This window comes from Paenibacillus sp. FSL L8-0494 (assembly GCF_038003695.1).
Lineage (GTDB): Bacteria > Bacillota > Bacilli > Paenibacillales > Paenibacillaceae > Paenibacillus_AQ > Paenibacillus_AQ odorifer.
Map to the genome: position 1 here is coordinate 6,203,347 of NZ_JBBOPQ010000001.1, position 20,651 is coordinate 6,223,997.

Below are 20,651 nucleotides of genomic sequence, written 5' to 3' on the forward strand. Positions count from 1 at the left end.
AAATTCGTTTCGGTATCCAGTTTTCAAGGATCAAGTTGAAAAAGTTATTCATTTAAAAATTTATGGTGGAGCCAAGCGGGATCGAACCGCTGACCTCCTGCTTGCAAGGCAGGCGCTCTCCCAGCTGAGCTATGGCCCCATAAAATTACTCTATAATGTTATATGGTGGGCCTTGGTGGACTCGAACCACCGACCTCACCCTTATCAGAGGTGCGCTCTAACCAACTGAGCTAAAAGCCCATATAACATATATAACATTGTGAATCAACCAATGAATTGGTTGTCCGCTTGGCAACGTCCTACTCTCCCAGGACCCTTCGGTCCAAGTACCATCGGCGCTGGAGGGCTTAACGGTCGTGTTCGGGATGGGTACGTGTGGAACCCCTCCGCTATCGCCACCAAACGCATACGAAAGAGACTTGCTCTTTCAAAACTGAACACGAGTGAGTATTCGAACCCGAAGGTTCTATTATGGAAGTTAAACTTCCGATTTGAATGTCTTCATTGCAGAAGACGATTCTCCATAGAAAGGAGGTGATCCAGCCGCACCTTCCGATACGGCTACCTTGTTACGACTTCACCCCAATCATCTACCCCACCTTCGGCGGCTGGCTCCCTTGCGGGTTACCCCACCGACTTCGGGTGTTGTAAACTCTCGTGGTGTGACGGGCGGTGTGTACAAGACCCGGGAACGTATTCACCGCGGCATGCTGATCCGCGATTACTAGCAATTCCGACTTCATGCAGGCGAGTTGCAGCCTGCAATCCGAACTGAGACCGGCTTTGATGGGATTGGCTCCACCTCGCGGCTTCGCTTCCCGTTGTACCGGCCATTGTAGTACGTGTGTAGCCCAGGTCATAAGGGGCATGATGATTTGACGTCATCCCCACCTTCCTCCGGTTTGTCACCGGCAGTCACTCTAGAGTGCCCAGCATTACCTGCTGGCAACTAAAGTTAAGGGTTGCGCTCGTTGCGGGACTTAACCCAACATCTCACGACACGAGCTGACGACAACCATGCACCACCTGTCTCCTCTGTCCCGAAGGCCGCTGCTATCTCTAGCAGATTCAGAGGGATGTCAAGACCTGGTAAGGTTCTTCGCGTTGCTTCGAATTAAACCACATACTCCACTGCTTGTGCGGGTCCCCGTCAATTCCTTTGAGTTTCAGTCTTGCGACCGTACTCCCCAGGCGGAGTGCTTACTGTGTTAACTTCGGCACCAAGGGTATCGAAACCCCTAACACCTAGCACTCATCGTTTACGGCGTGGACTACCAGGGTATCTAATCCTGTTTGCTCCCCACGCTTTCGCGCCTCAGCGTCAGTTACAGCCCAGAAAGTCGCCTTCGCCACTGGTGTTCCTCCACATATCTACGCATTTCACCGCTACACGTGGAATTCCACTTTCCTCTTCTGTACTCAAGCCACCCAGTTTCCAGTGCGACCTCAGGTTGAGCCCAAGGTTTAAACACCAGACTTAAATAGCCGCCTGCGCGCGCTTTACGCCCAATAATTCCGGACAACGCTTGCCCCCTACGTATTACCGCGGCTGCTGGCACGTAGTTAGCCGGGGCTTTCTTCTCAGGTACCGTCACTCCGATAGCAGTTACTCTACCGGACGTTCTTCCCTGGCAACAGAGCTTTACGATCCGAAAACCTTCATCACTCACGCGGCGTTGCTCCGTCAGGCTTTCGCCCATTGCGGAAGATTCCCTACTGCTGCCTCCCGTAGGAGTCTGGGCCGTGTCTCAGTCCCAGTGTGGCCGTTCACCCTCTCAGGTCGGCTACGCATCGTCGCCTTGGTGGGCCGTTACCCCACCAACTAGCTAATGCGCCGCAGGCCCATCCCTCAGTGACAGATTGCTCCGTCTTTCATTCTTCTCTCAGGAGAAAAAAGAAATTATCCGGTATTAGCTACCGTTTCCGGTAGTTATCCCAGTCTGAAGGGCAGGTTGCCTACGTGTTACTCACCCGTCCGCCGCTAAGTTATTTTGAAAGCAAGCTTTCAAAATAACTCCGCTCGACTTGCATGTATTAGGCACGCCGCCAGCGTTCGTCCTGAGCCAGGATCAAACTCTCCAATTAGTATTGAAAAGAGCGATATGCTCATTTTGAAACATCTGACGAGAAAATTAATTCTCTAATTTGGATTTCACTTGCGTGATTTCCTACTCACTCGTTGTTCAGTTTTCAAAGATCAATGTCTCTCATTTCGTCGTCGTTGTTTATCAGCGGCGACCTTTATAATATATCACAGTGTTAAGCTGTTTGGCAAGTCTTTTTTTTTGAAAAATCTTTTTTTTCAATTTTTCTTGCCTTCCGCTTCCCTTTTACACAAGCAAAAGGAGCGCGAGATATAATTTATCATGAGCACTCCTTTTTAGTCAAGCTATTTTATTAAATAATCTGAAAACTTTATAAAACTGTAGCAATTCTCGTATATCTTCAGTGTTTATACTGAGAAGAACGTCCACCCCATGCATACTTGGAAAGCTCTTTCTGAGGAGCGAAGCGAGCATACATCCGGAATACAGTCTTATATCTATTAGCGATGGCGTGCCTGATATTTTGGTCCAAGCGCTGATCACTCAAATCTAACAGCATCTCATCTAGTTCTTTTCTCAAAACATAATCCAGTTCCTTGCATTCCTTTTCGTTAAACAACATTCCCAACATATGCTTGGCCTCCTTCATGAAGTTGCAATTAACACCTTCTCTAAACCCCCAAAACCTTTTTGCATAATCAGTAAGTACATCTCATGGAGAAAGCTGCCTTAAGATCCTCTTACACTAGATTAACCGGAGTCCTCTTTTTATAACCATAATTATTAAAAATTCCCTTTATGGTTTCGTCTCGATTATATACTCCTTACCTTTAGGTAATCCTTGGATGAACGCCCTTAATGTTATGCTCTATTCCCGGAAGTTTTATGATAAAAGTGAAAAAGTAATTGTACTTTCAATAATGGCTGCAACAAATAACAGGATTACAGTCCATATGGAAGCCGTAAGTGTTTGACGCATGAAAGCAGACCAGTCTGCGCTTCTCTCCTCTTTTCTATCTGTAGATCGAAATAAACTTGAAATCACTTTCCCGCCAAAATGCAGTCCAAAGGCACACGCGATAATGATTGCCGGAATCTCTATAATCCCGTGTGGCAGTAATCCTTTTACGATTAAATCGAACAAATCCTGTCCTTGCAGTGCGGATAAATGTATCAAGTAGCCAATTACCGCTCCGTTTATAAATAAGAATATAGCTGGCAATATGCCGAACAACGCTCCCAGGAAAATAATAACCACGCCCTTGATGGCGTTATTCAAAAATATAAATACAAAGAAGTTCCATTGCGGATTAGAGGTGTCTCTTAAGTTTCCGCTGATCTCACTTAGCCCTTCCAATTGCTGAACCAATAGTTTTTCCAGACTACTTGTGGCTACCCAGCCAACAACCGCTCCTATTACGAAGAGCAGACAGGACAGCAGCAAAGCCTTGCGGATCGATTTAATATCTTTAACAAACGTGAAGAACGACAACATAAATACCTCCTGAAATTGTGATCTCTGTTTCTTAGGTCATAACCGTGCGGTACGAGCATACATTTAGAACAAACAAGCATTTCGCATGGGAGAGGAGCGCTGTCATTAATGAATTCTTTTTATGTATTCAGCGGCAAAAAGATCAAAAGGTTCATCTATATCTTCGCCGCTGTGCTTCTTGCTGCTGGAGTTGTCTATGTCGAGAGGGGTAATATCACCGTTTTTTCTGAGGCTGGACCTTCTGCCATTTACAGTGTGCCAACAGAGAAGAAGCTGATTGCCCTAACCTTCGATATTAGCTGGGGGGAAAAGAGACCCGAACCAATTTTGAAGGTACTTGAAGACAAGAAAGTGGACAAAGCCACCTTCTTCCTATCGTCACCATGGAGTAAGACTCACCCGGATATTGTAACAAGCATCAAAAACGCAGGATTCGAAATTGGCAGTCATGGCCATAAACACGTCAATTACAGCACTCTAAGTAACGAAGAGATTCGCACTCAGATCACAACGGCTCACACTGTGCTTACAGAATTAACCGGTAAAGAACCCAATCTAATTCGTATGCCTAATGGTGATTTTGACAAAAGAGTTCTGCAAGTGGCCAATGATCTTGGTTACAAAGTCATCCAGTGGGACACAGACTCTCTAGACTGGAAGAACATAGGTGTAGACAATATCGTGAAGCGTGTAACGACTAAAGCACATCCTGGTGATATCGTTCTACTGCATGCCAGCGATTCCTGCAAACAAACTCACGAAGCTCTTCCGCAAATTATCGATGAGCTCCGCAGACAAGGTTATGAATTCGTTACCGTCTCTGAGCTGATCAGCCAAAGCAACGCAGAGGGTAAAGAGGTTCGTGACTCGGCCTCACTAAATAGTGCCTTAGAGGATGCTGCTGGGCTGTAACGCTCCTCCCAATCTTAGGTACCGCAATAGATGTTGGTCTTATCCAAATATTAATGACGCGGGGAAATGAGCTCCGATATGTCGGGTGTGGGGGTATTCAGCTTCGGATAGCTCAGATCCAGACTCTCCAGTGTCTTTACAACGATGGATAAGGCCAAATAGTTGCGGTACCATTGATGATTGGCTGGTATCCAGTACCAGGGTGCTTTATCAATACTAGACTCCTTAAAAACATCTACATATGCCTCTTGGTAATCATCCCAAAACTCCCGCTCCTGTAGATCACTTGCGTCGAATTTCCAGTGTTTTTTGGGATCTTCAAGCCGTTCTTTGATTTTCTTAAGCTGCTTTTCTTTTGAAATATGCAGAAAAAGCTTGATAATTGTCGTTCCCTCTTCCACCAGCATCTCCTCAAACTGCCGTATGTAACGAAAGCGGCGCTTCAAGTCATCCTTTTTCAGTCCCCCATGTACCCGCGGTACCAATACATCTTCATAGTGTGAGCGGTTAAATGCAGAGATGTAGCCTTTAGGGGGTGTCTTTTGATGCACTCTCCATAAGAAATCGTGAGCTTCTTCCTCCAGAGAAGGTTTCTTGAAGCTGGTCACTGTAAAGCCTTGTGGATTGATCCCTGAAAAAATGTGTTTAACCGTTCCATCCTTACCGCTGGAATCCATCCCTTGCAGAATTACTAGCAGTGAATGCTTTTTCTGTGCAAAAAGAATATCTTGAAGTTCTGCCAACCGTTCCTTTAACTGCTCTGTTTTGGCTTCTGCTTCTTTTTTTGATTTAAAATTACCTGTATCGTCCGGGTCCAGCTTGTTAAGCTGGATTTCATTTGTGTCTTTTATCATATAGCGCTTGATGTCCATATATTCCCCTCCTGAAAGTTTTGTGAGCGATGCTACGCTTTGTATTACTACGTACAAAACTCGCTTCGGAAGCATCTGCTTAGTTTTGTGAGCGTTGCTACACACAAAGAATCCGCTCTATTGTTCTTTAAGATTAACCTCCTCCAGCGGATTTTAATCGTTAGGATACATCCTAGAGCAAAAAACCCCGTCTTCTGAAGGCCAGAGCACGGGGTTCATGATTTGCTGAATTCGCCCCAGCCTTTATCCGGCTGCCGGCTTGAGAATACGGTGAAGCATCAAAATTTGGAATGCATTACAGGCGATGAGCGGAACAACAATAAACACTGTCGCACTATCAACACCTATACGGAGCACGCCGATAATTTCCACAATTGAAATAGCTGTCATAAAAAAGAGGGTTGGAATCCAAGCTGAGATGTTTGTACTTTTCACTTTGAAATAAGACACAATAATGGCAGCTAACAAAATAAAGATTCCTAGTATTAGATCAGACAAGACACTTCTTTCCCCGCCAACGACGGTACGCAAAAAAATCAGTTCAAGCAATGCGAGCACAGAAAGCACCAGTTGTATGTATTTCCAAATTTTTGGTGGGAAAACACCATTGCCCATGTAATTCAAAATTAGATAAGCAAAAAAACCAAGTTGCGCATAAACACTGACAAGCATACCGTAGCCGAATAGTATCAACGGGTATAAAAAGAAATCAGCGACACTTTTGAAATCAATTCGACCGTTCACGAATTGCAGTGCCAGACCTGCGATTACTGCTCCGCCCGCTCCTATTAGAAGGGTTGTCCAAAATAAATAAAACCATTTTTTTATACTCAGCCACTTCACCTCCCCTATGTCAGATTTATTTTACCAAGGATACCGACAAAACACCATTACATCAGCAACATAAATGTGTGTTAATGCGGCATAATACAACTGGAGAATCCTAATAAAGGAGGGCAGCGCCAATGAAATGGAGATTTATCGGATCTGTGGGTTTGGCTTTAAGCTTTGTTATGGCCTTAACGGCTTGCGGAAGTGAGCAGAGCAGTTCTTCTTCTGGTCAGGGCAGTTATAAAGAAATGAAGACCATGGTTATTGATATATTAAAAAGTGAAGATGGGAAAAAAGCGGTTGAGGAATCATTATCAAATTCCAGTTCTGGAGGCACCAGCGGAATGAGTATGAAAATGATGCCACTTCAAACAACAGAGGATATAAAAACCGCTGTTAAAGATACCCTCACTGCACCGGAATATCAAAAGGAAATCGAGAAAATTATGACTGATCCCAAGTTCGCAGGCGATTTTGCTAAAGCCATTCAATCACAAAGCAAAGAATTGCACCTGCAACTAATTAAAGATCCCACATATCAAAAATCCGTCGAAGAAATCATGAAGTCTCCAGAAATGATGACCATGTTTCTTAATCTCACCAAAACACCTGACTACCGAAAGCAATCCATGAAGACCATCCAGGAATCTATGCAGACTCCATTATTCCGGATGGAGGTATTGAATTTACTTAAAAAGGTCGTTCAGGACGAGCTCGAGCCGAAGGAACAGAAAAAGGGCGGCGAAAGCGGCGATAAACAGGAAGGCAGCGGCAGCGGTGGTGAAAGTGGCAGCGGTAGCGGCGATGATTCAAGCACATAACAAAAAAGAGGCCTTATCCCACCTAACAAAGTGGGACGGCCTCTTTTTATGCACAATAATTAGTGCTCATATTTCGCAATCAGCTTATCGGCGATATCAGCAAACAACAAGGCAGTTGGTGTGTCTTCCTTGTATACAGAAGGCGAGAAATCCGGTTCAGAAATATGGTTGTCCGGTGCGCCCAATGGAACTTGTGCAAGCAGCTCCGTATGGAGTGTCTCCGCAAGCCGCGCGCCTCCACCTCTGCCAAAAATATAATCTTTTTTACCGCAGTCTTTACACTCATAATAAGCCATGTTCTCAATGACTCCAATAATCTCATGTTCTGTCTGCAGAGCCATAGAGCCCGCTCTAGCCGCCACAAACGCTGCGGTAGCATGAGGGGTCGTAACAATAATCTCTTTGCTGTGAGGGAGCATCTGATGTACGTCAAGCGCCACATCACCTGTACCTGGAGGAAGATCAAGCAGCATATAATCAAGTTCTCCCCAGCCCACATCACCAAAGAATTGGCGCAGCATTTTGCCAAGCATAGGTCCCCGCCAAATTACCGGACTATTCTCACGGATAAAGAAGCCCATAGACATGACCTTCACTCCGAAACGTTCCACAGGAATAATGATTCCCTCTTCTACAACGGGGCCCTCTTCGATTCCCATCATATCAGGGATGCTAAACCCATAAATGTCCGCATCAATCAATCCAACCTTTTTACCTTTTCTAGCCAGAGCTACTGCCAAATTCACAGTAACCGTAGACTTTCCAACCCCGCCTTTACCACTGGCAATGGCGATAAAGTTAACACCAGAGTTCTCATTGATTAATTCATGATCGTCAAGGCCTGCTGCATGTCCCTTAAGTTTCCCCGGTTCATCAGCCAATGGCTCTTCCCCAGCACTCTCTCCGCGAAGCAGAGCACGTTCATAATCGGTTGCATCACGCAGCCGGATATGTACATTAGTGACTCCACCCGCTTCAAGCAACTCACGAACCTGTTGTTCTAGGTCCATGCGACTTTGCTCTTCAGGATCCAGACATACGATTGACAAAGAAATACGATCTTCTTTAATCATAATGTCACGGATCAGCTGTAGTTCCACAAGGCTTTTTCCGGTTTCCGGGTCTGTTAATGACTGCAGTATTTCCTGGATATGTTCCCTAGTCAGCATGGAAAGCACCTCTGTTTCCTTTCCGGAGGAGAATTCTTCCGGAGTTTTTGTCTATTATAGCATTACCCATCTCCTGATGAGTAGTCCCGGCTACTCGGAAGCATAACGAAGAATGCCACGATATATGCTAGTCGCTACCTTGCGTTGATAAACATCATCTCCGAGCAGAACTGATTCCTGAGGGTGCGACAAGAAACCGACCTCTACAAGGATCGCAGGTATTTTTAATGCTTTTAATAGATAAACAGTATTTACAGTCTTAGCTACACGATCAGTATTCTCCAGTGTAGTCTTCAGCTCACTCTGTACAAACTCTGCGATAGCTTTATTATCCTTGTGATTGGGATAGTAAAAGGTCTGCGCCCCGCTCCACCGGTTCGAAGGTACACTGTTCATATGAACGCTTATAAAAAGATCTGCGCCCTTCTCTTCAATGCTTCTTACTCTTTGCTTAAGATCTTCAGTCTTGCGCTTAGAATAGCCCTTAGTGCCCTCCTGAGCTAAATCATAATCCCCTTCACGGGTCATCACAACAATAGCCCCTGCCTGTTGCAGGTAATCACGTAAATAAAGAGAGACCGCAAGATTAATGTCTTTCTCAATTAGCCCTTCCCGGCTAACTGCCCCTCCATCTGCTCCCCCATGTCCAGCGTCGATAGCGATCACTTTACCAGACAAAGGAAGACTCCAATAATTTAACGTTTTGGCAGTAGGCATGTCATACGCTATAATGCCGATCATTATAGCCAGCAGTGTCGCGCCCAGCATACATTTTTTGATACTGCTCCATGAGATCCAGACCGAGACTTTACTGTGTTTTCGGCCAGACATAACAAAGACCCCCTCGTCCCGATAGATAATACTCATCTATATGGGACAAGAAGGCCAAATAGTACTAGCTAACGATGATTAAGCTGTTACTTCTTGAGTCATGCCTTCAATTAGAATCTGCGCAACCTCAGGTCGCGTAAATTCAGGAGGTGGACATTGACCCTCCCGAAGCAAAGCCCGTACCTTTGTACCCGACAAAGTCATATGATCGTCGCCAGGATGCGGGCAGGTTTTACTGGAAGCCATATTTCCGCATTTTTTACAGAAGAAGCTGTGTTCAAAAAATAATGGAGTAATATCAAGTTCCTCAGCGGTAAAATTCGCGAAAATTTCTTGTGCTTCATAAGTTCCGTAGTAATCACCTACACCCGCATGGTCACGTCCGACAATAAAATGGGTGCAGCCGTAATTTTTGCGAACCATAGCATGAAAAATCGCTTCTCTCGGACCTGCATAACGCATGGCTGCCGGGAAAACACCTAGAAAGGTACGATCCTCAGGATAATAATTCTCCAAAAGCGCCAGGTAGCTCTTCATTCGTACATTTGCCGGTACATCATCAGACTTCGTCTCACCCACAAGCGGGTTTAAGAACAGAGCGTCTACAACCTCCATAGCGCACTTCTGAATATATTCATGTGCACGATGAACTGGGTTACGCGTCTGGAAGCCTACAACTGTTCTCCAGCCTTTGTCTGCAAATATCTTACGTGTAGCTGAAGGGTCAAAATAAAATTCTCCGAACTTTTCTGGCTGTGGTCTATTCAGCACTGTAATTGGTCCTCCTACATAGGTAGCCGGGCGGGCCAACAGCTTACTTACTCCTGGATGTTCAGGGTCTGTTGTTTTGAATACATTTTGCGCTTCAAGGTTTTGATCAACCGTATAAATACTCTCAATATCCATTAAACCGTAGATCTCGCCATCCTCTTCACCGATTAGAGATACTTTGTCTCCAATAGCTAAACCAGAGACCACATCCTCTTCTACAGCAAGTGTTATTGGAATGCTCCACACTGTGCCATCTTCTAAACGCATGTTTTTGACTACGGAGTGATAATCTTGTTCATTCAAAAATCCAGTTAGTGGAGAAAATGCACCTACCGCTATTAGATCCAAATCAGATAAAGTCCAGGTGTTCACGGCAATCGCCTTATATTCACGTGCAAGCTGCAGCAATTCTTCTCTTTCTGTACCCTCTACTACACGGTTTACTAATGTTCCGCCATGCGGACGTATTGAAGTCATTATCGTCTCTCCTTCTGGGTTCTCACGGGGATAGGTCTTACTTGTGTAATCCGCACTCAGTCTTCTCTGATCCAGCCCAACGTCCAGCACGCGGATCTTCACCAGGCATAACCTGACGTGTACATTGCTCACAGCCGATACTTGGATAGTTACGGTCATGTAGAGGGTTATAAATTACATCATTTTCACGAATATAGTTCCATACATCCTCAGTTGTCCAATCCGCAATTGGATTAAACTTAACCAAACCAAATTTATAATCATACTCAACCTTTTTGGCATTAGCACGGGTAGGCGCTTGGTCACGACGAATGCCTGTAATCCAAGCTTCATATTGAGATAGGATACGAGTCAGCGGCTCTACTTTACGAATCCCACAACATTGGTTAGGATCTACTGTCCATAACGCATCACCGTGTTGAAGTGCTTGCTCCTGCGGAGTGATTTGTGGAGACACTCGTACGAACTCCAGCCCGTATTTATCCGCCATCAAATCTCTGGTCTCATAGGTTTCCTTAAAATGATAATCTGTATCGAGATAAAAGACGTCTGTAGACGGACTAACTTTGTGAAGCATATCAACTAGCACTACATCTTCGGCACCAAAGCTGCAGGCAAAAGTAATGTTAGGAAATGTTTCTACAGCCCAGCGGATAATTTCCTCGGGTGATGCAGTTTCTAATTCTTCGGCCTTAACTTTGATTAAATCCTCTTTCTCGAGCAGGTTCATTAAGGTATTCCTCCATCCAAAATATTAATCGTATGAATAAATGAGGTAAAAGAAGTAATAAAACCAACTAATTCTATATGAAATAGTATATAACTTTTACTGAGGAAGTCAATGCGTTTCAACCGTTAGAATTAGTAAATAGATGCAAAAAAAGCCCATTTCTTGTGGAAAGGGGCTAAACAAGAAAAACCCTTAAGCATAACGGCTAAAGGTTTCTTATGTGCTTTTTTATCTCCCGTATTTTTCTAAGGCTTCTTTAAATATAGTATTTAACGCTTCAGGATACTCACCATAGATTTCTAAATCTTGAGAAGACTCTTCCTCAGACTGTTCCAGTATCTTATTCACTTTTGGTTCACTCAAAGGAATTTTACCGTAGTAAACTCCTTTAACAAAATAAACATTAGGATCGGTTAAACTTTTATCTAAGAATAATAAATACTCTTCATCTTCATTCATTAACTGATAACCTTCAATTCCATAGATCAATGTTCCATCTTCTGTTGTTTCGATAGCTCCATTTTCTTGCACAGTAACTTCAGAGCCCTCTACAATATCTGGATTATCGGATTTGAAAATCTGATTAATCTTTATTGCAGATTGCGTATGATAATCAATCGTTTCACCAAATTCATTTTTATCGATAAATGTATTTATGACTTTAGCTTTTTTGCCTTTCAGTATCAATTCAGCCGTGTTGTCTAGCTCATTAAAATCACGATAACCAATAACTTTTGCTTCAGAACTAATAAATGCAGGAGAATTATCTCCCTTTACAGCTTTGTTATTGTTAATCAATCCTGCAGCACCGACAACCAATACGAAAGCCAACACACCTATTGAAAGAAACTTATTTTGTTTTTTCATATATTGACCACCTTTATAACCTCAAACGCCTATAAATGGAAAAAGTTGCTATGATTTAAATAAAAAAATTATAAATATAAAAAAACCTATTCCGAAAGAAATAGGTTAGTTTGAAACACAGCTCTAAATATGATTCTGTTCTGATATAAAAAAATAAAACCCTCGGCCGTAAGGCCAAGGGTTGAATTCTGTAGATATTAACGTTTCGAGAACTGAGGCGCACGACGTGCAGCCTTCAAGCCGTATTTCTTACGTTCCTTCATACGTGGGTCACGAGTCAGGAAGCCGGCTTTCTTCAATGCACCGCGATATTCAGGGTCAACTTTAAGCAATGCACGGGAGATACCGTGACGAATTGCTCCAGCTTGACCGGAAATGCCGCCACCATGTGCAAGAACGATTACATCGTAGTTGCCCAGTGTTTCAGTCAGGTTCAAAGGTTGTTTTACGATCATTTTCAGTGTTTCCACACCGAAATATTCGTCCATCTCACGTTTGTTAATGACAATGCGTCCTTCACCCGGTACAAGGCGAACACGTGCTACCGAATGTTTACGACGACCTGTCCCATAGTATTGTACTTGTGCCATGAAACTGTCCTCCTCTATTCTTATCCGCGAAGTTCGTAAACTTCAGGTTTTTGTGCTGCATGTGGATGCTCGGCGCCTGCATATACTTTCAATCTCAGCTTCATGTGGTCCCCTTGACGAGTCTTAGGAATCATACCATGAACCGCGAATTCAATTACGCGTTCTGGTTTAGTGTTCAGCAGAGTTTCAGCATTAGTAACTTTCAAACCACCTGGGTGCATCGAGTGACGGTAGTATTTTTTGTTTTGCAATTTCTTACCGGTCAAGTGAATTTTCTCAGCGTTGATTACGATAACGAAATCTCCTGTATCAACGTGTGGAGTGAATTGCGGTTTGTGTTTGCCACGGATCAAAGCAGCGGCTTCGCTGGCCAAACGACCGAGTGTTTTGCCTTCGGCATCAATAATGTGCCAATTGCGTTCAACTTCGTTCGGCTTCGCCATATAGGTGGTACGCATGAATGTTTCCTCCTTGTTCTCGTACGAAAATCTTCTGTTTCGTATATCTTGTTTCTCATTGAATTACGATTATGTGAGTTAAGCAAAGCATTTTTTTGGCATTTTCCTGATCGGGGCTGTGGGATAGCCATCAAGAAAACACAACTTTTATATTACAGTATAAACATAACAAGTGCAAGTGATTTTTAAACATTTAGCCTATTAATTAGGAAGAAATTTATAGAAAAAACTATTCACTTTCAATCTCGTCATATTCAACACTCCACAAAGCTAACCCCATGGCCACAGCTGTTGGACCAGCATGTGATCGATCACATGCTGCCAATATTTCAGCAACCTTATCAGCAGGTATTTTACCTTCCCCCACATGGATCAAAGTCCCCATAATAATGCGAACCATGTGCTGAAGAAATCCACTACCCGTTATATAAGTATGGATAACTCCTTGATCTGATGAAGAGGGTCGGCACATACTGCGATCTACTTCCATATGAGCTTCAAAGATCGTTCGTACATGAGAAGTCTTCGTAGACCGTCGTGATGCAAACGAAGTGAAGTCATGTGTCCCTATAATTTGCGTTAAGCCTTGCTGCATCGCAGGAATATCCAACTTCACTGGATGGTGAAGCTGCCAGCGCCGTTGAAACGGATCTGGAAACCTGTTGCCATTAATCGTGTATCGGTAAGTTTTACGCTTAGCCCCTCTACGAGAGTGAAACGTTAGCGGAACTTCCCTAGCCTCTGTAACCACGATGTCTTGTGGCAGCCGGGCATTAAGCGCTAGACACCAACGTTCAGTTGGGATTCGAGAGGAGGTTGTAAAGTTAAAAGGCTGGCCATAGGCATGTACTCCGGCATCTGTGCGGCCTGAAGCAGTAATCTTCAGCTTCTCACCAGTCAGATGGAGTATGGCTTGCTCCAGCCGATCCTGAATCGTATTGCCCTGAGGCTGGGTCTGAAAGCCATCATAATTCGTTCCGTCATAATTGACCTTCATCAATAGATTGCGCATTCCGTTCTCCTTTTTAAACCGGTCAGCAGAACGTCGATCGAAGCACTGTCTGATCTTCTATTTGAAGAAATGGCTTCGCCGTCCCTAGAAGGACGGCATCCATTTTTCATATATAGAACTACAAGTCCTATAGGATCCTTAATTTCAAAAAAAAGAGCCCCTGCGGGAGCTCCTTCAATTGAACCAAGGTGATTCCCACGGTTATTAGTACAGCAGAGTCTTGCGCCTCTGCAGCACAATAACGCTGATATTTCCCCCATCTTTACTCCAAAGAGGGCTGGATGAAAGGGAAGCATCGGAAATCAATACTTGTGATACTACGCGCGGTCTACCAATTCAAGATAAACCATAGGCGCAGCGTCGCCACGACGAGGTCCTAGTTTAAGGATACGAGTGTATCCACCTGGACGCTCAGTGTAACGAGGAGCAATGTCAGAGAACAATTTTTGAATTGCATCTTGTTCACCATCAACAGTCTCGCGGCGAACAAATGCAGCTACTTGACGACGAGCATGAAGATCACCTTTTTTAGCTTTAGTGATCAGCTTTTCAGCGATAGAACGAACTTCTTTCGCTTTAGCTTCCGTTGTTTGGATGCGCTCGTATAAAAACAGATCCGTTACCATGTCGCGAAATAACGCTTTACGCGCACTGGAATCACGGCCCAATTTTTGGTATGCCATTGTGTTTTCCCTCCTTTACTAAAGCAATCTGCAGCTATTCTTCTGTGCGGAGACCCAAACCAAGTTCCTCAAGCTTTTCCTGAACTTCTTCCAAAGATTTGCGACCAAGGTTACGCACCTTCATCATATCTTCTTCAGTCTTCGTGGTAAGCTCTTGTACGGTATTAATACCAGCACGTTTGAGGCAGTTGTAGGAACGAACAGAAAGATCAAGCTCTTCGATTGTCATCTCAAGTACTTTTTCTTTTTTGTCTTCTTCTTTTTCAACCATAATTTCGGCGTCTTTCGCTTCGTCCGTAAGACCTACGAACAGAACGAGGTGCTCGTTCAAAATTTTGGCTCCGAGGCTTACAGCCTCTTCCGGTCTGATACTTCCATCCGTCCAAATTTCAAGCGTCAATTTGTCGTAGTTGGTCACTTGACCAACACGTGTATTGTCTATGCCGTAGTTAACGCGTGAAATTGGAGTGTAGATGGAGTCAACTGGAATAACACCAATTGGCTGATCGTCACGTTTGTTCCGGTCCGCTTGGACATAGCCGCGACCACGGCCTGCAAAAATACGCATATGAAGTCTCGCACCAGGTCCCAGCGTTGCAATGTGAAGATCCGGATTGAGGATCTCAACATCGCTGTCCGCACGGATATCACCTGCGGTAACGATGCCTTCCCCTTCAGCATCAATCTCGAACACTTTTTCCTCGTCTGAATGAATCTTCAGAGACAAGGCTTTAAGGTTCAGAATGATTTCCGTCACATCTTCCATTACGCCTGGAACGGTCGAGAACTCATGCAGAACGCCGTCAATTTGGACCGAAGTCACTGCGGCTCCTGGAAGCGAAGAAAGCAATATCCGGCGAAGCGAGTTCCCCAGAGTCGTGCCATACCCACGTTCCAGCGGTTCAACTACGAATTTCCCATAGGTACCTTCATCATTAGCTTCTACGGTCTCAATCTTCGGCTTTTCGATTTCTATCACGAGTTTACCCCTCCTTCAACGTCGCTCCTATATGAAACTGTCACCCCATCAGGTGCATCATGTAGTATGCCTAAACACCTATTATTAGCAGATGCGTCAGAATTATACCACATTCACAATACTGATTTCACTATACGCGACGACGCTTAGGCGGACGGCATCCATTGTGAGGAACCGGAGTTACGTCTTTAATAAGGTTAACTTCAAGCCCTGCAGCTTGAAGGGAACGGATGGCTGCTTCGCGGCCCGCGCCCGGTCCTTTAACCATAACCTCAACCGACTTCATGCCGTGCTCCATAGCTGCTTTAGCTGCCGATTCAGCTGCCATTTGCGCTGCGAATGGAGTGGACTTACGGGAACCTTTAAATCCTTGGCCGCCGGAGCTTGCCCAGGAAATTGCATTTCCGTGAGGATCCGTGATGGTAACGATGGTGTTGTTGAACGTGGAACGAATATGTGCCACGCCGGATTCGATATTTTTACGGTCGCGACGTTTGGTACGTACGACTTTTTTCGGTTTAGCCATTGTCTCTTATCCCCCCTTATTATTTCTTTTTGTTTGCTACCGTACGACGCGGGCCTTTCCGGGTACGGGCATTCGTTTTAGTACGTTGACCGCGAACAGGCAATCCACGACGGTGGCGAACACCGCGGTAACAGCCGATCTCAGTAAGACGTTTAATATTTAAGGAAATTTCACGACGCAGGTCACCTTCAACCTTAACCGTTTTGTCGATCGTTTCACGCAGTTTGCTGACTTCATCTTCCGTCAAATCACGGACACGTGTATTAGCGCTAATGCCTGTTTCATTAAGAATTTTCTGAGAAGTCGTTTTACCGATTCCGAAAATATAAGTCAAGGCGATCTCAACGCGTTTGTCACGTGGCAAATCCACTCCAGCTATACGAGCCATTTTACGCTACACCCCCTTCTTAACCTTGTTTTTGTTTGTGTTTCGGATTTTCGCAAATCACCATAACAGTCCCTTTGCGGCGGATTACTTTACATTTCTCGCAAATGGGCTTTACAGAAGGTCTTACCTTCATGTTAATTACCTCCTCAAAGTTTTGCGAAGCAAAACTTTTTTCGTAGTTCCCATCTATTTACGGTAAGTTATACGACCTTTTGATAAATCATAAGGCGATAACTGCACGACCACTTTGTCTCCGGTCAAAATACGGATAAAGTGCATCCGCAATTTACCGGATACATGGGCAAGTATTTGATGACCGTTCTCAAGCTCAACCTTAAACGTTGCGTTTGGCAACGGTTCAAGGACAGTACCTTCTACTTCAATGACATCTTCCTTAGCCACAGTTAGTCTCCTTTCTCATCAGCACTTATTCCGGTGGGTCCAGCATACTTCATGACTGCGAATCGCAGCTTTCCGTTTGTTACCCGCCCAGTTTCCTTCAAACTGTCCACAACCTCACTGCTGATGAAGGGTATGAGCTCAAGATGAAGAATATTCTTCTTCTTTGGCCCATCAAACTTACGTTTGTCTCCATCTGCAATGTATACAAATCTGCTATCAACAACTGCGATAACAACGGCTGCCTCTCCGGCATCTTTGCCTTTGAGAATTCTCACTAATTGACCAACCTGCGGGCTGCTCACAGTATTCAAGAGGAGATCACCTACGCATTCAGTTTTGTGAAAATTTCCATGCCGTCCGGAGTAACTGCTACTGTATGCTCGAAGTGAGCACATAGTGAGCCATCAACCGTAACGACAGTCCAGTTATCTTCCAGTGTTCTGACATGTCTCTTTCCTGCGTTTACCATCGGCTCAATCGCGAGCACCATACCCGGTTTCAGACGTGGTCCGCGGTCCGCTATGCCATAATTCGGAATTTGCGGTTCTTCATGCAGTTTTGCCCCAATACCATGACCAACATACTCACGTACGACTGAGAAACCAGCCTCTTCGATGTACTGCTGAATAGCATGGGAGATTGTAAACAAGCGCACATCCGGCTTAACTAACGCCAGTCCCGCGTACAAGGAGCCTTCCGTAACGTCCAGCAAACGCTGAGCCTCTTCGGAAATGCTGCCCACACCGTAGGTCCAGGCGGAATCACCGTGATAACCGCGGTACTCTGCACCGATATCCAGCGTAACAATATCGCCTTCGATCAGTTTACGTTTACCTGGAAATCCATGCACCAATTGTTCGTTGACTGAAGCGCAAATGCTGGCAGGAAAACCGTTGTAGCCTTTGAAAGACGGCACAGCATCTTGACTGCGAATGTATTGATCGGCGATTCTGTCGAGCTCGCCCGTTGTAATGCCAGGCTCAATGGCCTGAGCAATAAGACGGTGACTCTCGGCAACAATTCGACCAGCTTCCCTCATAAAGGCAAGTTCCTGTTCGGATTTACAAATGATCATTACATTAACCCCGCATTAAAGACACGATTTCAGAAGTAACGACATTAATTTCGTTTTCCCCGTTTACCTGACGCAAAAGACCTTTATTATCATAAAACGCAAGCAGCGGCGCTGTTTTATTATCATACTCATCCAGGCGCTTGCCTACACTTTCTTCGTTGTCATCCGGACGTTGATATAACTCACCGCCATCAATGTCGCAAATGCCATCTTGCTTCGGCGGGTTGAAGATTAAATGGTAGGATGCTCCGCAAACGCTGCAGATACGACGTCCAGTAAGACGCGCCATTAGCAATCCACGGTCAACATTCAAGTTGATGACATGATCCAAAGAAGTGTTCAAACGGCTAAGAATATCATCCAGCGCTTCCGCTTGCGAAAGAGTTCTTGGAAAACCATCCAATAGAAATCCTTTTTCGCAATCGGACTGCTGCAACCGTTCTTCGACTATCCCAATGGTCACATCATCTGGTACAAGCAAACCTTGATCTATAAATGATTTGGCCTTCAATCCTACCGGAGTTTCCTGTTTGATTGCCAAACGGAAAGCATCTCCTGTCGAAATATGAGGAATACCAAATTCTTTAACGATTTCTGCCGCTTGTGTTCCCTTGCCTGCCCCAGGAGGGCCCATGAATAAAATGTTCACGATTTCTCTCTCCCCCCAAAAGTTCGCCACCAAGCAAGAAACAGCATAATAGGTGCCGGGAAGAATAAAAACTTAAGCTTCACCGGAACCTATCACCTATTTATTGATGAAGCCTTTGTAATGGCGTTTGATCAATTGGCTCTCGATCTGCTTCATAGTATCCAATGCCACACCGATTACGATCAGCAGTGATGTACCACCAATTCGAACTTCTTTAGGCAATCCAGATAAAGCACCGAAGAACATCGGCAGAACAGAGATCAAAGCTAAGAACAAAGCGCCGGACATAGTCAGACGAGACATTACTCTAGTCAAATATTTCTCTGTAGCTTTACCAGGACGGATACCTGGAATGTACCCACCATTCTTCTTCATGTTATCAGCCATCTGCTGAGGATTCATCTGCACGAACGTATAGAAGAACGTGAATCCAATGATCATCACTACATACAGAAGCATACCAAGTGGAGCATCGGTTGCTAAATACTTAGCAATCCATTGAGCCCAGGCATGTGTTGACCAGAAACTGGAGAGAACAACTGGGAACTGAAGCAATGATACGGCGAAGATTACCGGAATTACACCTGCCGCATTAATTTTCAATGGGATATGTGTATTCTGTCCACCGTACATTTTATTGCCGACTACGCGTTTAGCGTATTGAACAGGAATCTTCCGAATACCTTGCTGTACGAAGATAACTGCTGTAATAATCGCTACAATCACAATCAGCACGATAACGACTTTAAGAATATTCAGGAACACCTGATCCGGCTGAATAAAACTTGAGTTAGCCGTACTTGTGATATATCCCGGAATGGCGGCGACGATTCCCGCAAAAATCAGGATCGAAATCCCGTTCCCGATTCCCTTTTCGGTAATCTGTTCACCAAGCCACATCAAGAAAGAAGTACCCGCCGTCAAGATAATGGCAACCAGCAAGTAATCAGCAAATGTCGCATTCGGCATCATTTGAGTTCCATAAATCCGGTTAAACCCTATCGACGTAGCAAAACCTTGGATCAGGGCTAATATCACTGTACCGTAACGAGTGATTTGCGCCAATTGTTTTTTCCCGTGCTCCCCTTGTTTAGCCCATTCAGCAAACTTAGGAACAACATCCATCGACAGCAATTGCACGATGATGGATGCTGTAATGTACGGGTAAATACTGATCGCAAATATCGAGAAGTTTTTGAGCGCTCCGCCCGAAAAGGTGTTCAAGAGTCCCATCAAAGCGTCACCACTCTGATTTGCTGTTTGCAGTACATCTTTGTTCACACCAGGAACCGGAACAAACGAACCGATACGGTAGATAATCAGAATGAACAAGGTAAACAGGATCTTTTTGCGCAAATCTTCAACATGCCAGATATTCTTAAGCGTCTTGAACATTAGATCACCTCGGTTTTACCGCCGGCAGCCTCGATTTTCTCTACCGCAGATTGAGAGAACTTATTTGCTTGTACAGTCAATTTTACGGTCAACTCACCGTTGCCGAGAATCTTGATGCCGCTTTTGGAATTCTTGACAACACCAGTTTCAAGCAACAACTGCGGAGTCACTTCAGTTCCTTCTGCAAAGCTATTCAGATCTTCCAGGTTCACAATCGCATACTCTTTACGGGTAGGATTGACGAAACCACGTTTAGGCAGACGACGATAGAGCGGATTTTGTCCACCCTCGAAGCCCGGACGAACACCACCGCCAGAACGTGAGTTTTGACCTTTGTGACCGCGACCGGAAGTTTTACCATTTCCGCTACTAGGACCACGACCAACGCGATTGCGTTCTTTGCGGGAACCAGGAGCTGGAGCAAGTTCATGTAACTTCATCGTTTGCACCTCCTTATGTTTGTTAATTTATGCGAGGCGTTTAGCCTTCAATTTCAGTTACAGATAGCAAGTGACTCACTTTATTGATCATTCCGCGAATTGCAGGACTGTCATTGTGAACCACTGTCGTGTTGAGTTTACGCAGGCCGAGCGTCTTAACAGTAACACGTTGTGTTTCTGGACGTCCGATTACACTACGTACGAGGGTAATTTGCAATTTTGCCATTGACGTT

General features: G+C 44.7%; 26 protein-coding genes, 2 tRNA genes and 2 rRNA genes. 2 read left to right on the forward strand and 28 right to left on the reverse strand.

What is annotated here, in order from left to right; genetic code table 11:
• Nucleotides 1-63: 63 nt before the first annotated feature.
• The 6 genes from NYE35_RS28030 to NYE35_RS28055 form a co-directional block, all read right to left on the reverse strand.
• Nucleotides 64-139 (reverse strand) — tRNA-Ala (locus NYE35_RS28030).
• Nucleotides 140-163: 24 nt separating this feature from the next.
• Nucleotides 164-240: transfer RNA gene (locus NYE35_RS28035), tRNA-Ile, on the reverse strand.
• A gap of 46 nt (nucleotides 241-286) precedes the next feature.
• Nucleotides 287-403, reverse strand: a 5S ribosomal RNA gene (rrf, locus tag NYE35_RS28040).
• Between the two features lie 124 nt (nucleotides 404-527).
• Nucleotides 528-2,085: ribosomal RNA gene (locus NYE35_RS28045) — 16S ribosomal RNA — on the reverse strand.
• 360 nt (nucleotides 2,086-2,445) lie between these two features.
• The gene (locus NYE35_RS28050) at nucleotides 2,446-2,676 is read right to left on the reverse strand and encodes a hypothetical protein (protein WP_036680631.1); all 231 of its coding nucleotides are present in this window, start codon (nucleotides 2,674-2,676) and stop codon (nucleotides 2,446-2,448) included.
• A 252-nt stretch (nucleotides 2,677-2,928) separates the two neighbouring features.
• Nucleotides 2,929-3,540 (reverse strand): stage II sporulation protein M, encoded by a 612-nt coding sequence (locus tag NYE35_RS28055; protein ID WP_036680630.1) that lies wholly within the window; start codon nucleotides 3,538-3,540, stop codon nucleotides 2,929-2,931.
• 108 nt (nucleotides 3,541-3,648) lie between these two features.
• Here NYE35_RS28055 and pdaB point away from each other — a divergent pair, with 108 nt between their 5' ends.
• Nucleotides 3,649-4,452 carry a polysaccharide deacetylase family sporulation protein PdaB gene (gene pdaB, locus NYE35_RS28060; protein WP_036680629.1) on the forward strand — a complete coding sequence of 268 codons (804 nt, stop codon included), beginning with the start codon at nucleotides 3,649-3,651 and terminating at the stop codon, nucleotides 4,450-4,452.
• Nucleotides 4,453-4,502: 50 nt separating this feature from the next.
• Here the strand turns inward: pdaB and NYE35_RS28065 are convergent, their stop codons facing one another.
• Both NYE35_RS28065 and NYE35_RS28070 read right to left on the reverse strand, forming a co-directional pair.
• A complete protein-coding gene (locus tag NYE35_RS28065; protein WP_094902170.1) occupies nucleotides 4,503-5,324 on the reverse strand; it encodes a PPK2 family polyphosphate kinase in 822 nt (273 codons plus the stop codon).
• 243 nt (nucleotides 5,325-5,567) lie between these two features.
• Complete coding sequence (locus NYE35_RS28070; protein WP_038574906.1) at nucleotides 5,568-6,158, reverse strand: KinB-signaling pathway activation protein; 591 nt, start codon at nucleotides 6,156-6,158, stop codon at nucleotides 5,568-5,570.
• Between the two features lie 131 nt (nucleotides 6,159-6,289).
• Between NYE35_RS28070 and gerD the strand changes: the two genes are divergently transcribed.
• A complete protein-coding gene (gene gerD, locus NYE35_RS28075; protein ID WP_036680627.1) occupies nucleotides 6,290-6,976 on the forward strand; it encodes a spore germination lipoprotein GerD in 687 nt (228 codons plus the stop codon).
• A 59-nt stretch (nucleotides 6,977-7,035) separates the two neighbouring features.
• Here the strand turns inward: gerD and NYE35_RS28080 are convergent, their stop codons facing one another.
• The 20 genes from NYE35_RS28080 to rpmD all read right to left on the reverse strand — a co-directional run bounded on the left by NYE35_RS28080 (nucleotide 7,036) and on the right by rpmD (nucleotide 20,644).
• Nucleotides 7,036-8,145, reverse strand: coding sequence for an Mrp/NBP35 family ATP-binding protein (locus NYE35_RS28080; protein WP_076317120.1), 1,110 nt, complete (start codon nucleotides 8,143-8,145; stop codon nucleotides 7,036-7,038).
• A gap of 90 nt (nucleotides 8,146-8,235) precedes the next feature.
• Nucleotides 8,236-8,976 (reverse strand): N-acetylmuramoyl-L-alanine amidase CwlD, encoded by a 741-nt coding sequence (gene cwlD / locus NYE35_RS28085; protein WP_038573445.1) that lies wholly within the window; start codon nucleotides 8,974-8,976, stop codon nucleotides 8,236-8,238.
• Nucleotides 8,977-9,054: 78 nt separating this feature from the next.
• Nucleotides 9,055-10,224, reverse strand: coding sequence for a sulfate adenylyltransferase (gene sat, locus NYE35_RS28090; RefSeq protein WP_094902172.1), 1,170 nt, complete (start codon nucleotides 10,222-10,224; stop codon nucleotides 9,055-9,057).
• 37 nt (nucleotides 10,225-10,261) lie between these two features.
• Nucleotides 10,262-10,954, reverse strand: a complete 693-nt coding sequence (locus NYE35_RS28095) for a phosphoadenylyl-sulfate reductase (protein WP_036680616.1) — start codon at nucleotides 10,952-10,954, stop codon at nucleotides 10,262-10,264.
• Nucleotides 10,955-11,182: 228 nt separating this feature from the next.
• The gene (locus NYE35_RS28100; RefSeq protein ID WP_076273158.1) at nucleotides 11,183-11,821 is read right to left on the reverse strand and encodes a hypothetical protein; all 639 of its coding nucleotides are present in this window, start codon (nucleotides 11,819-11,821) and stop codon (nucleotides 11,183-11,185) included.
• Between the two features lie 197 nt (nucleotides 11,822-12,018).
• Nucleotides 12,019-12,411 (reverse strand): 30S ribosomal protein S9, encoded by a 393-nt coding sequence (rpsI, locus tag NYE35_RS28105; RefSeq protein ID WP_025706574.1) that lies wholly within the window; start codon nucleotides 12,409-12,411, stop codon nucleotides 12,019-12,021.
• A 20-nt stretch (nucleotides 12,412-12,431) separates the two neighbouring features.
• Nucleotides 12,432-12,869, reverse strand: a complete 438-nt coding sequence (gene rplM / locus NYE35_RS28110; RefSeq protein ID WP_036680589.1) for a 50S ribosomal protein L13 — start codon at nucleotides 12,867-12,869, stop codon at nucleotides 12,432-12,434.
• 229 nt (nucleotides 12,870-13,098) lie between these two features.
• Nucleotides 13,099-13,881 carry a tRNA pseudouridine(38-40) synthase TruA gene (truA, locus tag NYE35_RS28115; RefSeq protein WP_036680587.1) on the reverse strand — a complete coding sequence of 261 codons (783 nt, stop codon included), beginning with the start codon at nucleotides 13,879-13,881 and terminating at the stop codon, nucleotides 13,099-13,101.
• 317 nt (nucleotides 13,882-14,198) lie between these two features.
• Nucleotides 14,199-14,564: a 50S ribosomal protein L17 gene (gene rplQ, locus NYE35_RS28120; protein WP_019908254.1), complete on the reverse strand. Its 366-nt coding sequence runs from the start codon at nucleotides 14,562-14,564 to the stop codon at nucleotides 14,199-14,201.
• Nucleotides 14,565-14,598: 34 nt separating this feature from the next.
• Nucleotides 14,599-15,543, reverse strand: a complete 945-nt coding sequence (locus tag NYE35_RS28125; protein ID WP_036680585.1) for a DNA-directed RNA polymerase subunit alpha — start codon at nucleotides 15,541-15,543, stop codon at nucleotides 14,599-14,601.
• Between the two features lie 130 nt (nucleotides 15,544-15,673).
• Nucleotides 15,674-16,069, reverse strand: a complete 396-nt coding sequence (rpsK, locus tag NYE35_RS28130) for a 30S ribosomal protein S11 (protein WP_019908251.1) — start codon at nucleotides 16,067-16,069, stop codon at nucleotides 15,674-15,676.
• Nucleotides 16,070-16,088: 19 nt separating this feature from the next.
• Entirely contained in the window at nucleotides 16,089-16,457 is a 369-nt protein-coding gene (gene rpsM, locus NYE35_RS28135) for a 30S ribosomal protein S13 (protein ID WP_036680583.1), read from the reverse strand.
• Nucleotides 16,458-16,476: 19 nt separating this feature from the next.
• Complete coding sequence (rpmJ, locus tag NYE35_RS28140; RefSeq protein ID WP_003322638.1) at nucleotides 16,477-16,590, reverse strand: 50S ribosomal protein L36; 114 nt, start codon at nucleotides 16,588-16,590, stop codon at nucleotides 16,477-16,479.
• Between the two features lie 53 nt (nucleotides 16,591-16,643).
• Nucleotides 16,644-16,859 carry a translation initiation factor IF-1 gene (gene infA, locus NYE35_RS28145; RefSeq protein WP_036652996.1) on the reverse strand — a complete coding sequence of 72 codons (216 nt, stop codon included), beginning with the start codon at nucleotides 16,857-16,859 and terminating at the stop codon, nucleotides 16,644-16,646.
• A 2-nt stretch (nucleotides 16,860-16,861) separates the two neighbouring features.
• Entirely contained in the window at nucleotides 16,862-17,170 is a 309-nt protein-coding gene (locus tag NYE35_RS28150) for a KOW domain-containing RNA-binding protein (RefSeq protein WP_036680581.1), read from the reverse strand.
• 11 nt (nucleotides 17,171-17,181) lie between these two features.
• Nucleotides 17,182-17,934 carry a type I methionyl aminopeptidase gene (gene map, locus NYE35_RS28155; protein ID WP_038573450.1) on the reverse strand — a complete coding sequence of 251 codons (753 nt, stop codon included), beginning with the start codon at nucleotides 17,932-17,934 and terminating at the stop codon, nucleotides 17,182-17,184.
• Nucleotides 17,935-17,938: 4 nt separating this feature from the next.
• Nucleotides 17,939-18,583: an adenylate kinase gene (locus tag NYE35_RS28160; RefSeq protein ID WP_038573451.1), complete on the reverse strand. Its 645-nt coding sequence runs from the start codon at nucleotides 18,581-18,583 to the stop codon at nucleotides 17,939-17,941.
• A gap of 96 nt (nucleotides 18,584-18,679) precedes the next feature.
• Nucleotides 18,680-19,978, reverse strand: a complete 1,299-nt coding sequence (gene secY, locus NYE35_RS28165; RefSeq protein ID WP_076099614.1) for a preprotein translocase subunit SecY — start codon at nucleotides 19,976-19,978, stop codon at nucleotides 18,680-18,682.
• A complete protein-coding gene (gene rplO / locus NYE35_RS28170) occupies nucleotides 19,978-20,418 on the reverse strand; it encodes a 50S ribosomal protein L15 (RefSeq protein ID WP_036680569.1) in 441 nt (146 codons plus the stop codon). Before rplO ends, secY begins: the two co-directional genes overlap by 1 nt.
• A gap of 40 nt (nucleotides 20,419-20,458) precedes the next feature.
• Entirely contained in the window at nucleotides 20,459-20,644 is a 186-nt protein-coding gene (gene rpmD, locus NYE35_RS28175) for a 50S ribosomal protein L30 (protein ID WP_036680567.1), read from the reverse strand.
• Nucleotides 20,645-20,651 lie beyond the last annotated feature (7 nt).